The organism is Streptomyces sp. NPDC026672 (assembly GCF_040638185.1).
Lineage (GTDB): Bacteria > Actinomycetota > Actinomycetes > Streptomycetales > Streptomycetaceae > Streptomyces.
In genome coordinates this window covers 37,308-49,567 of the sequence record NZ_JBEZXS010000055.1, presented here as the reverse complement: position 1 = coordinate 49,567, position 12,260 = coordinate 37,308, and the positions used below count along the sequence as shown (strand labels likewise).

Sequence of the window (12,260 nt, the reverse complement as noted above, 5' to 3'; positions counted from 1 at the left end):
ATCAACGTGCTGTTCGCGATGCTCCGCGACGGCACCTTCTACGAACCCAGAACCCCACGCCTCGCTTGACGAAAGACATAGAGGCACCCCCCCGGAGGACTCAGACCTGGAGCTGGCCGCCGTCCACGAAGTACTCCGCACCCGTGACGAACGTGCTGTCCGGGCCGGCGAGGAAGGCGGCCAGGCCGGCGACCTCCTCGGGGCGGCCCATGCGGTTCAGGGGGAGCTGCCGCGCGAGCACGCCGTGCAGCTCCTCCGTGCTCAGACCGCTCTGCTCGGCCATGCCCTCGATGCCGGGCGTGGCGATCGGCCCGGGTGTGATGACGTTGACGCGCACCCCGCGCGGCGCGAGTTCGGCGGCCCAGGTGCGGCCGAGGCTGCGGATCGCCGCCTTGGACGCGGCGTACAGCCCCATCCCCGCGTTGCCCTCGTGCGCGGTCGTCGAGCCGAGCAGGATCACCGACGCCCCCTCGGCCAGCAGCGGCAGCGCCTTCTGCACGGTCAGCAGCGTGCCCTTGGTGTTCACGCCGAACGTGTGGTCGAACTGTTCCTCCGTGGCGTCCGCGAGGCCGCTCAGCACGCCGAGACCGGCGTTGGCCACCACCACGTCCAGCGTGCGGCCGTCGCCGCGCACGGCGTCCACGACCCGGTCGAGGTCGTCGGCGCGCGACACGTCGCAGGGGACGGCGACCGCGCGCGGGCCGATCTCCGCCGCCACCGCCTCCAGTTCCTCCTTGCGCCGGCCGGTGAGGTACACCCGGGCGCCGTCGTCGGCGAATCGCCGGGCGATCGCCCGTCCGATGCCGCTGGAGGCACCGGTGACGAGCGCGGTCTTCGTGTCCATGGGAAGCATGTCGGGGTCCTTCGACGAGGGGGGACATCGGGGTCGGCATGCGCGCCCCCGGCGGCACAGAGCCATGGCCGCCGAGGAAAGTGCACGTCAGCGAGTTATTGACTCTCGCGTCCAGAACGTAACCCGTTCTGGACGCACCAGTCAAGAACCGATAGGGTGAGGGCATGGCACGACCCCGGAAATTCGACGAGGACGAGGTGCTGCGCGTCGCCAGGGACCGCTTCTGGACGACCGGCTACGCGGCGACGAGCCTGGACGACGTCCTGAAGGACACCGGTCTGGGCAAGGGCAGCCTCTACGCCGCGTTCGGCGACAAGCACGCGCTGTTCCTGCGCGCCTTCGACGGCTACTGCGCGGGCCTCGTCGAGGGCATCGGGGGGCGGCTCGACGGCCCGGACGAGGACGCCCTCGACCGGCTGCACGCCCTGGTCACCGCCGTCGCCGAGGCCACCGCGGCCGACACCTGCTTCCGGGGCTGCCTGCTGGCGAACGGCACCGCCGAACTCTCCGGGCGCGACCCCGAGGTACGGGCCGCCGCCCACCGCACCTACACCGCGCTGCGGGAACAGCTCGCCGAGGCCGTGGCCGCGGCCCAGCGGGCGGGCGCGATCGACCCCGCCGCCGCCCCGGACCGGCTGGCCCTGCTCCTGCTGGCGGTGCTCAGGGGCATCGAGGCGCTGGGCAAGGGCGCCGTCGGCGGCGACGCGCTGCGGTCGATCGCCGAGACCGCGCTGTCCCTGCTGCCGCGCCCTTGAGCACCCCCGCCCGACTGAGCACCGCCGCCCGACTGAGCACGGCCGCCCGGCGTCCCGTACCGGCCGGACTGTTTCGGCGGACGGAATTCGTACAGTTGTCTATGGACCGGGGGCGGGGACGGCCCGCCGACCGAACGTCGGCCCGGTCCGGTGACGACGGGACGGTGGCGCCCCATGGACATGCGGCAGATCGAGTTCTTCGTGGCGGTGGCCGAGGAACTGAACTTCACCCGGGCCGCCGAGATGAGCCATGTGTCGCAGTCGGGGCTCTCGGCGTCGATCCGCAGCCTGGAGCGCGAGCTGCGGCACCAGCTGTTCGACCGCTCGCCCCGCGCGGTGACGCTGACCGCGGCGGGACACGCCTTCCTGCCCCGGGCGCGGAGCATCCTGGCGGACTCCCGGGCCGCCGTGCGCGAGCTCGCGCGGGCGGACGACGAGGCGGCGGGCAGCCTGGCCCTGGGCAGCGAGCAGTGCCTCGGTGACCTGATCGACCTGCCGGACGTGCTCGCGGCGTTCCGGGCCCGGCATCCGGCGGTCGACGTCCGTGCCGAGCAGCTGGGGTCCCGGCTGGTCCTGGAGCGGGTGCGCCGGGGCGACCTGGACGCGGGCCTGGTCGCGGGGCCCGCCGGCCGGCTGTCCGGGGACGGCGGGATCGACGTGGTCGAGATCGCCCGGGACCGCTTCGAACTGCTCCTGCCGCCCGGCCATCCCCTCACGACGGAGGAGATCACCTGGTCCGCGCTGGAGGGCAGCGCGTTCGTGGACTTCGGCGAGGACTGGACGGCCCGCGCGCTGGTCGACGACGCCTTCCGCGAGCGCCGGCTGCCGCGCCGGACGGCGATCACCGCGGACGACGTCCACATGCTGCTCGACCTGGTACGGCGCGGTGCGGGACCCGCGCTGGTCCCGGCGTCGTACGCCGCGAAGCCCCAGGCCGACGGGCTGGTCCGCCGGTCCGTGCCGGACCCCGGCCCCACCTGGGCCGTACACCTCGTGACCGGAGCCGGGGCGGGCCGCCCGGCTCGCCTCTTCGCCGACCTGCTCCTCAGCGTGGACGCCCTGGACACGATGCGCACGATCATCGACCCGACTGCACCGCCCCGAACCCGATCGACCACGGGGTCCGGCCGTTCGTGACGGTGACGCGCCCGACCGACCGTGGCGACGGCGCGTGGCAGTCGGCCGTAACGGCGGGGCGCCGCAGTCGGCCGTAACGACGGCGCGTCACAGTCCGCCAAAAGGCGGGGCGCCGCGGCCGGCCGGAACGGAGAAGCTCCCCGGCCGACCGTGACAACAGGGCGCGCGGCCGGCCGCAACGGTGGCGCGCCCCGGCCGACGGTGACGGCGAGGCGCCGTGGTCGGCCGGGACGGCGGTACGGCCCTATCGGTGGTGGAGCGCCGTGTCCCGGTCCGCGGGCACGGAGCCCACCGGGGGAGGCGACGGGGGCTCACCCTCAGGTCCACTGGAACGCCCCCCCCGGGGCCGACCGAGGCTCACACCCGGGCCCACCGGAACGAACACCACCCGGGGCCGATCGGGGTTCACCCTCGGGTCTACCGGAACGGACCCCATCTAGGGCCGACCGGAGCCCACCCCGGGGCCACCGGAACGCCCCCCCGGGGTTCACAGGGGAGCCACCCGGGGCGCCACCGGGGCGGCGGACTGCCTGGGGCCCGTCGGGACGGCTACGCGTCGCGGTTTTCCAGGACGGCGCGGGAGCGGAGCGAACCCGCGGCGAGGAGGCCGAGGACCTCGGACGCCTGGGCGAGGGGGTAGCGGTCGACGACCGAGCGGACCTCGCCCTGGGCGGCGAGCCGCAGCACCTCGTTCATCTGGTCGCGGTTGCCGAGGATCGACGCCCTGATGGTCTGCGCCTTGTTGAACGGGAAGCCCGAGACCGACAGCGGGACCCCCGCGACGAGGGTGCCGCCCCAGGCCAGGGAGGCGAGGGCCTGCTCGGTGACGGTGTCGGACGGCGCGAAGGTGATCGCGGCGTCCACCGAGTCCGCGAGCACCCGGCCCGGGTCCTCGCGGGAGGCGTCCACGACCCGGGTGGCCCCGAGTTCGCGGGCGACACTCAGGTGGTCGGCGCTGCGGCCCACCGCGATCACGTCGGCGCCGGTCAGCCGCGCGAACTGCACGGCCATGTGGCCGACGCCGCCGAGCCCGAAGACGGCGACCGTGGCGCCGGGTCCGAGGTCGAGCTTCTGCACGGCCCCGTAGGCGGTGATGCCGGGGCAGAACAGCGGGGCCGCCTCGGTGAGGTCGAGCCCGTCGGGGACGTGGTAGGTGTGGGCCGCGTTGGACAGCATGTACTGGGCGTAACCGCCGTCGACGTGCTCACCGGTGATCCTGCGCAGGTGGCACAGCTGCTCGCGCCCGGAGGTGCAGTACTCGCACTCCTCGCACGTCCACCACAGCGGCTGCACGCCGACCCGGTCGCCCTCGGCGAAGCCCTCGACGCCCTCGCCGACGGCGGCCACCGTGCCGGTGACCTCGTGGCCGGGGACGATCGGGCTGATGCCGGGGACACCGCCGTCGACCCAGTCGCCCTCGATCATGTGCAGGTTGGAGCGGCACACACCGCAGGCGGCGACCTCGATCAGCAACTGGCCCGGTCCGGGGGCCGGGGTCGGGACCTCGCGCCACGACAGCGGGTTGTCGGTCAGGGGAGCGGGTTCGTCCAGAGTGATTGCGTACATGCAGCCATCGTCGGCGGCCCCCGGGCGGGCGTCCAACAGGGAATCCTCATGGCAGCGATCGAGAATCCCACTGGCACCCGCGGTACCCGCCCGGTCCCTGTCCACGGACGGCCGCTCCGCCTGTCCCGCCCCCGTGCCCTGATGTTCAATGGGACATGGGGCGACATACCGTCCCCCACCGAGCCGACAGGGCGACCCTTCGCCGGGCGTCACCACGGCGAACAGGCGGCCGCGAGATGACTGAAACCGATGGGATCGTCACCGGTCCCGTGGCAGGCGCGCACCGGGCCGCGGACGACGGCAGGCTCGCCGCGGTGCAGCGCAGTGCCGCGCTGACCAGGCTCGCCACCCGGACCCTGCGCGACCTGAACGCCTCGTCCGTCACCGTGTATCTGAGCGTGCCGGAGACCGGGACCCTGAACGCCGCCGTGGTCGTCGTGTCCCCGCTGGGCGTGTCCACGCTGGACAAGGTGCCGATCGACGACGACGTCTACTCCACGTCCGCGTCGTACCGCTCGGGCGCGGTGGTCACCCGGCACTCGATAGACATTCTGAGCAGGCATCCCGAGCTGGCCGTGTCCATGTCGTTCCCGTGGACCGTCTCCTCGGCCCCCCTGCTGTCGGCGACCCGCAGGTTCGGGGCGATCACGGCGTACTGGCCGGAAACGCTGCGCACGCTCTCCGAGGAGGAGCGGACCTATCTGCTCGGCGTGGCGGACGCGATCTCCCGCCGGCTGGACCGGCTCGCGGAGGCGGGCACCCCCGTGACGCCGGGTGCCATCCCGCTCGTCGTACCGGGCGACACCCCCGACGACGCGACGCCCGAGAAGGCAGCGGAGCTGTCCGCCTCGCTGACCGCCCCGCTGGTCTACCAACTGCACAAGCTGGCCGTGCTGTTGACGACCGTGGAGCACACGCGGGACGCGGCCGTCCTCGCACTCGAACGGATCATGCCCGTCTTCCACGCCGAGGCCATGGCCATGAGCCTGGTCGAGGCCGACCGGCTGCACGTGGTGGGCTCGGCCGGCTGCTCGCGGGAGTTCCTGCGCACGCTGGACGGACTGCCGCTGAGCGAGCGGACCCCGGAGACCCGGGCCGTCGCCGTCAAACGGCAGCTCACGTTCGCCGGGACCGACGAGCGGACCCGGGGCAGGCTGCGGGAGCCGCGCCCGGGACTCACGGACGCCGACACGACCTGGGTGGTGCTGCCGCTGATGAGCAGCGGCCGGGCGGTGGGCACGTGTTCCCTCGCGTTCACCGGTTCGAGTCCCACGACGGTCGCGGCCCATGTGGTGCTGACCGCGCTGACGAACCTGCTCGGGCAGGCGTTCGCCCGCACCCGGGCCCACGACGCGCAGCACACCCTGGCCGAGAAGCTCCAGCAGGCGCTGCTGCCGAAGATGCTGCCCCGGCCGCCCGGCATCCTCGCCACCAGCCGGTACGTCCCGGCCACGGCCGGTCTCGAACTCGGCGGCGACTGGTACGACTTGGTGCAGCAGCCCGACGGCAGCGCGGTCGCGGTCGTGGGGGACGTCCAGGGCCACGACACCACGGCGACGGTGGTGATGGGCCAACTGCGCAGCGCGGTACGGGCGTACGTCGCCGAGGGCCACGATCCGGTGACCGTGCTGAGCCGCACCAACCATCTTCTGCTGGGCCTTGACACCGGTCTGTTCGCGACCTGCTGCTGCGTCTGGATCGACCCCGCCACCGGCGTCGCGCACATCGCCACGGCCGGAAGTCCCGCGCCCTTCCTGCGGAGTCCGGGCGGGGCCGTCCGGCGCACCGTGCTGGACGTCGGCGTACCGCTCGGGGTGGAGCCGGACCCCGTCTACCGGGTCACCGAAGTGGTCCTGGAGGCGGGCACGTTCATCGCCCTGTACACGGACGGGCTGACCGACCCCGACGACCGGGCGGCCGGGGCGGTGGAGGCGGTCCTGCGCACGGCGCGGGACACCGAGCTGGAGAGCCTGGCGGACCGGATCGTCGAGGCGCCGGGCCGGACGCGGCCGCACTTCGACGACGCGGCCCTGCTGCTCCTGTGCTACGAGGGCTCGCCGGAGACGACCCGCCCCAACACCCGGCAGTACGCCGTCCAGCGCCGCGATCTTCAGGGGGTGGGCCGGGTGCGGGCGCGGCTGCGCGACTGGCTGGACGCCTGGGACCTGGGGCCGATGACCGACGCCGCGGAGCTGCTGGCCTCCGAGGTGGTGACCAACGCGCTGGTCCACGGCGACAGCGATGTGCATGTGTACGTGCGCAAGTACGCGGACCGGCTGCGGGTGGAGGTGCGGGACAGCGACCCGCGTCCGGCGCGCCCGGTCGACCTGCCGCGCATGGAGGACCAGGCGGAGGGCGGGCGCGGACTGCTGATCGTGTCCGCGCTGGCCTCGCAGTGGGGCAACTCCCCGAGCGGGCGCGGCAAGACGGTGTGGTTCGAACTTCCCGTGCCCGTGCTGTCGGAGGTGCTGCAGCCCCGGTGAGACGACCGTCCGGCCACCCGGCCGGGTGACGCCCGACAATATGGCCGGGCCACATGTGTGCGTCGCCTACACTGCGGAGGGCCCCGCCCTGACGATCAGCGAGGTGACACATGGCCGCCCAGCGTGCGGACGCCCGGCGCAACTACCTCCGCATCCTGTCCGTGGCACAGGAGGAGGTCGCCGCGCACGGCGCCGGGGCGTCCCTGGAGCAGATCGCCCGTACCGCCGGGGTGGGCTCCGCGACCGTCCGCCGGCACTTCCCCACCAGGAACGCCCTGCTGAGGGCGGTCTTCCGGGAGCGGCTTGAAGGGCTGGCCGCCCTGGCCCGCGAGGCCGCCGGACGCACGGACACCGACGCGGCGCTGCTGGACTGGCTGACCGCACTCACCTCGTACGCGGTCTCGGCCCGGGGCCTGGCCGCGGCGCTGGCCTCGGACCCCGCCACGGAGGCCGGCCACACGGACGCCTGCTCCGCCGTCGTCACCGACGCGGCCGGACCGCTGCTGCGCCGGGCCGCGAGCGAGGGCCTGGTGCCCGCGGACCTGACCGTCACCGACGTCCTCACCCTCGTCGCCGGGATCGCCCTCGCGACGGAACACCGGCCGGATCCGGCCACGGCCGCCGACCGACTGCTGCGTCTGGTGGTCCGGGGCATCGGCCCGCGCGGCTGACCGCGGCACAACACGGGACATGTGCCTCTTCTGTCAAGGAAGCGACCGCGTACGGGAGTTGAGCGAGGGGCAGCAGTAGAGTCGGGCTCGCACACGGGTACGGCCGGTTCGCCGTCGCCGTGTGCCCCGTCGCGGCACCGGCCTGACCGACCGGCCGCCCCGTTCCATTCGGAGCGACAACTGCCGCGTCATCACGTCCACTTCGAAGAGGTACACGTTGCACATGCGTCGTTCCAAGAGATGGCTGACCGCCGGCGCCGCGGGGGGTGTGCTGGCCGCGAGCGTCTACGCGCTCCTGCCGTCCACGGCCCAGGCCACCGACGGGGGACCCCGGCAGACCGGCCTCCAGGCCGACTTCACGGCCGCCGCGGCCACTTACCACGTTCCGCAGAGCGTCCTCATGGGCGTCGTGCACGAGGTGTCGGGCTGGCGGACCCATCAGGGACACAACGACAGCGGCGGCTTCGGCATCGCGGGACTCACGGACGTCACCCCACGGATGATGGCGGACGGGGCGGCGGGCGCGGGCGGGCGCGCCGACCTGGCGGCGATGGCCGACCGGCCCGAACTGCACACGCTGCGCACGGCGTCCGAGCTGACCGGCATCCCCGCACAGAAGCTGAGGACCGACACCCGGTCCAACATCGAGGGCGCCGCCGCGCTGCTCGCCTCGTACCAGAAGCGGCTCACCGGCGGCCTGTCGGCGGACCCGGCGGACTGGACGGCGGCCGTCGCCGAGTTCAGCCAGATCAAGACCGAGAAGGCCGCGACCGCCTACGTCGACCGCGTCTTCGGCACCATCCGCTCCGGCGCCCGTGCCGAGTCGGACGGCGGGACGGTCCGGCTGACGGCGGACCCGGCGGCGCAGCCCGACCACGGCCAACTGGCCGCGCTGCGGCTGAAGGACGAGCCGGCGTCGTCGTCCGGGGCCGAGTGCCCGGCGTCGATGGACTGCGCGTTCGAGCCGGTGACCATCACCCGCAGCAACGGCCAGGTCTCCGACCGGCCGGCGGACGGCATCCAGATCGACCGCATCGTCATCCACACCGCGGAGGGCTCCTACGAGCAGGCCCTGGAGACCCTCCAGGCCGCCGGCGCCACCGCGTCCGCGCACTACCTGATGGCGACGGACGGCCGGACCACCCAGCTCATGGCGAACAAGGACCTCGCGTTCGCCGTCGGCAACTACCACTACAACATGCACTCGATCTCGATCGAGCACGAGGGCTTCACCGCCCAGGGCGCCACCTGGTACACGGACACCACCTACCGGCAGACGGCCCGGCTGGTGAAGTATCTGGCGCAGCGCTACGGCGTGCCGCTCGACCGGCAGCACGTCCTCGGCCACGACAACATACCGGGCTCGCTGGACTCCAACCTCGCGGCGCAGCACTGGGATCCGGGCACGGCCTGGGACTGGAACCGCTTCATGCGGCTGCTCGGCGCCCCCACGGACACGGGCCGGCACGGCGTCGGCGCGGTGGGCTCCGTCGTGACGATCGCCCCGGACTTCAGGACCAACGAGCAGACCTACACCGTCTGCCCGGTGGACGACCCGACCCTGCCGGCCGGTACCCCGTGCTCCGCGTCGACCCAGCGGTCCAACTCCCTCTTCGTGCGCAGCGCGCCGGACGAGACGGCTCCGCTGCTGCTCGACCCGGTGGTGCACCCGGGCGACACCGAGGGCACGGACGGCATCAGCGACTGGTCCGACCACGTCCAGGCCGGGCAGCAGTTCGTGGTCGCCGACGTCCGGGGCGACTGGACGGCCATCTGGTACGACGGGCAGGAGGGCTGGATCCACAACCCGGGCGGCTGCAACACCGTACCGGCGCACGGCGTGACCGTGCTCAAGACCGCGGGCACCACGGCCGCCCCGGTGTACGGGCAGGCGTACCCGGCCGCGTCGGAGTACCCAGCCGGGCTGTCGCCGTCGACGCAGAAGCCGCTCACGGCCGCCAACTACCGCATCCCGCCGGGCCAGGCGTACGTCGCGACCCAGCCGCCCGCCGCGGCGGACGACTTCTTTCCGTCCAACGGGGCGGTCGTCAAGGGCGGTGCGACCTACTACCAGGCGCAGTTCAACCACCGCACGATCTATGTGAACGCGGCGGACGTCACGGCCACCGAGGCCCCCTGACGCAGACAGGCGCACACGTCCGAGGGGCCCGGGTCGTACGACCCGGGCCCCTCGCTCGTGCCGCCTCCGCACGCGGCGGAATGGGCGCGGATTCAGGGCTTTGCCAAACGGCGGGCCCCGCCGTATCGTGCGGGACAGGAAAGCGGTGGGCCCCGCCGTTTCTGCGGATCCCCTCCCACCCCGCCGTCCCGCCCCCTCCCCGAGGAGCAGCATGTCCACAGACTCCGCGCCCGTCCTGGTCACCGGCGCCACCGGCCGGCAGGGCGGCGCGACCGCCCGTGCCCTGGTCGCTGCCGGGATACCCGTGCGGGCCCTGGTGCGCGACCCGGACTCCGAGCGGGCCGGTGCCGTCGCGGCGCTCGGTGTCGAGCTGGTCACCGGCGATCTCTACGACCGCGACTCCCTGGTGCGGGCCGCCGAGGGCGCCCGCGCCGTGTTCTCGGTGCAGATGCCCGATCCGACCGCGGACGGCTTCGACTTCGCCGGGGAGATCACCCAGGGCGTCAACCTCATCGAGGGCGCGCGGGCCGCCGGAGTGCCGCAGTTCGTGCACACCTCCGTGACCGGCGCCGGGCAGCACACCCGGGTTCCCGGCTGGGCCGAGGGCCGCTGGGCGTCGATGGAGCCGACGCTGGGCGCCAAGAGCGCGATCCAGGAACGGCTGCGGGAGGCCGGTTTCCCCCGCTGGACGCTGCTCAAGCCGGGCTTCTTCATGGACAACTTCCTGCCGTCCACGGCGTTCCTGTTCCCGCGCGGCGTCGCGGGCGGCCTGGTGAGCGTCCTCAAGCCGGACACCCGTCTCTCCCTCGTCGCGGTGGACGACATCGGCGCGGCGGCGGTCGCGGCCGTCACCGGACCCGACCGGTTCCACCGGGTCGAACTGGAGCTGGCGAGCGACCACTTGTCGATGCGTCAGATCGCCGAGGTGCTGTCCCGCGCCCTGGACACCCCGCTGGCCGCCCCCGACATGACGGCGGAGCAGGCGCTGGCCGCGGGCATGCACCCGATGGGCACCGCCCACGAGTGGCTGAACGCCCACGGCCAGCCGGCCCGCCCCGAGTTCGCCCGCGCCCTCGGCATCCCCCTCACGAGCTTCGAGGAGTGGGCACGCGCCCACCTGCACCCCGCGGCCTGACCCCCGGCGGCCCCGTGTCGTCCGGCGCACCCCCAGCGGCGCGGGGGCCGTCGGTCAACTGTCGTGAGCCAGGCGGGCGGTGATCGTCTTGGGGCGCTGGTACTCGTGCAGCGCCAGTGTGCTCAGGTCGGTGCCGTGGCCCGAGGCTCCCCGGCCGCCGTGCGGGAGTTCGGCGGTCTGGACGAGGTGGCAGTTGAGCCAGGTCTCCCCCGCGTTCAGCCGGCCGGCGAGTTCGAGGCCCGTGCTCAGGTCGCGGGTCCACACGCTCGCCGCCAGCGCCTGCGGGACCGAGTCGGCCAGCGCCACGGCCGCGTCCGGGTCCTCGGCCCACTGGACCGTGAGCAGCGGCCCGAACACCTCCTCCACCACCGCCGGGTCGTCGTCGGGGAGGTCGGCCAGGATGCGGGCCGGCCGCCAGAAGCCGTTCTCCTCGCCGGGGCCCGGGGCGATGTCGGCGGCGAAGTTCCGCCCGGCCGCGGACGCCTTGACGATGCCGTCGTAACGGGCCAGCTGGTCCGGGTTGTTGAGCGGCCCGAAGTCCCGTCCCGCGACGCATGCGCGTGCCGCGGCGGCCAGTCGCTCCACCGTGTGCTCGTAGTTCTCGCGCAGGGTGATGACCCGGGCGGGCGCGGCGCAGCTCTGTCCTGCGTTGTAGGTGCAGGCGCGGGCGAGCCGGTCCCAGGTGTCGCCGGGTGCGTCGGGCAGGACGAGCGCGGGCGCGTTGCCGCCGAGTTCGAGGCTGACCCGGCGCCCCGCCGCCCGCGCCGCCACGTCCGCGCCGGCCGTCGCGCTGCCGGTGAACGCGACCATGTCGACGTCGGCCCCGACCAGCAGCCGGCCGGTGTGCCGGTCGCCGGGCAGCGTGGTGAGGACACCGGGGCCGAGCGCCTCGGCGGCGTGCTCGGCCAGGAGCCGCAGGGTGTCGGGGGTGGTCTCGGCGGGTTTGGCGACCACCGTGTTGCCGGCGGCGAGGGCGGGGGCGCACCGCCAGGCGGCCATCATCAGCGGGTAGTTCCAGGGCACGACGACCCCGATGACGCCGAGGGGTTCCCAGCGCACCCAGCTCTCGTGGCCGTCGACCAGCCGTCCGGCGGCCGGGGCCGACTGGGCGCGGACGGCGGAGGCGTAGAACCGGAAGAGATCGGCGACCTGTTCGACCTCGCCGGACGTCTCCCCGTCCGGCTTCCCGGTCCCGGCGGCCTCCCGCGCGACGTAGGCGTCGGCGTGCTCCTCCACCAGCGCGGCCAGCCGCTCCAGTCGGCGTGAGCGCTCCCTCGGGGTGAGACCGCGCCAGCCGGGCAGGGCCGTGCGGGCGGCGGCGACGGCGGAGCGCACCTCGCCCTCGCGGGCGACGGGGACGGTGCCGCGCGCCCGGCCGGTGCGGGGGTCGACCAGCGTGGTGGTGAGTCCGGCTTCGGGGGTGGTTGTCTCGGCGGTGGTGTTCACGGTGCGGTTGCCTCCATGGTGTGCGTTCACAGGAGATCGGCCGGATCGGCCTTCACACGGCCCCTTCGCATGAA

Annotated in this window: 9 protein-coding genes; 6 read left to right on the top strand and 3 right to left on the bottom strand. The window is 73.9% G+C overall.

The window, feature by feature from the left end; genetic code table 11:
* Window positions 1–100: 100 nt before the first annotated feature.
* Window positions 101–853, bottom strand: a complete 753-nt coding sequence (locus AB0F77_RS38160; RefSeq protein ID WP_361957834.1) for an SDR family oxidoreductase — start codon at window positions 851–853, stop codon at window positions 101–103.
* A gap of 164 nt (window positions 854–1,017) precedes the next feature.
* Here AB0F77_RS38160 and AB0F77_RS38155 point away from each other — a divergent pair, with 164 nt between their 5' ends.
* Together AB0F77_RS38155 and AB0F77_RS38150 are read left to right on the top strand one after the other, a co-directional pair.
* Window positions 1,018–1,608: a TetR/AcrR family transcriptional regulator gene (locus AB0F77_RS38155; protein ID WP_361957831.1), complete on the top strand. Its 591-nt coding sequence runs from the start codon at window positions 1,018–1,020 to the stop codon at window positions 1,606–1,608.
* Window positions 1,609–1,782: 174 nt separating this feature from the next.
* The gene (locus AB0F77_RS38150; protein WP_361957828.1) at window positions 1,783–2,745 is read left to right on the top strand and encodes a LysR family transcriptional regulator; all 963 of its coding nucleotides are present in this window, start codon (window positions 1,783–1,785) and stop codon (window positions 2,743–2,745) included.
* A gap of 549 nt (window positions 2,746–3,294) precedes the next feature.
* On the opposite strand, the gene AB0F77_RS38145 is transcribed toward AB0F77_RS38150, so the two are convergent.
* Entirely contained in the window at window positions 3,295–4,311 is a 1,017-nt protein-coding gene (locus tag AB0F77_RS38145; protein WP_361957825.1) for an alcohol dehydrogenase catalytic domain-containing protein, read from the bottom strand.
* A 236-nt stretch (window positions 4,312–4,547) separates the two neighbouring features.
* Here AB0F77_RS38145 and AB0F77_RS38140 point away from each other — a divergent pair, with 236 nt between their 5' ends.
* From AB0F77_RS38140 to AB0F77_RS38125, 4 genes are all read left to right on the top strand, one after another.
* The gene (locus AB0F77_RS38140; protein ID WP_361957822.1) at window positions 4,548–6,794 is read left to right on the top strand and encodes an ATP-binding SpoIIE family protein phosphatase; all 2,247 of its coding nucleotides are present in this window, start codon (window positions 4,548–4,550) and stop codon (window positions 6,792–6,794) included.
* A gap of 110 nt (window positions 6,795–6,904) precedes the next feature.
* Complete coding sequence (locus AB0F77_RS38135) at window positions 6,905–7,465, top strand: TetR/AcrR family transcriptional regulator (RefSeq protein ID WP_361957819.1); 561 nt, start codon at window positions 6,905–6,907, stop codon at window positions 7,463–7,465.
* Between the two features lie 217 nt (window positions 7,466–7,682).
* Complete coding sequence (locus AB0F77_RS38130; RefSeq protein WP_361957816.1) at window positions 7,683–9,605, top strand: N-acetylmuramoyl-L-alanine amidase; 1,923 nt, start codon at window positions 7,683–7,685, stop codon at window positions 9,603–9,605.
* 211 nt (window positions 9,606–9,816) lie between these two features.
* Window positions 9,817–10,740 carry an NmrA family NAD(P)-binding protein gene (locus tag AB0F77_RS38125; RefSeq protein ID WP_361957813.1) on the top strand — a complete coding sequence of 308 codons (924 nt, stop codon included), beginning with the start codon at window positions 9,817–9,819 and terminating at the stop codon, window positions 10,738–10,740.
* Window positions 10,741–10,794: 54 nt separating this feature from the next.
* Here AB0F77_RS38125 and AB0F77_RS38120 read toward each other — a convergent pair whose 3' ends face one another.
* Entirely contained in the window at window positions 10,795–12,186 is a 1,392-nt protein-coding gene (locus tag AB0F77_RS38120; RefSeq protein ID WP_361957810.1) for an aldehyde dehydrogenase family protein, read from the bottom strand.
* Between the last annotated feature and the right edge of the window lie 74 nt (window positions 12,187–12,260).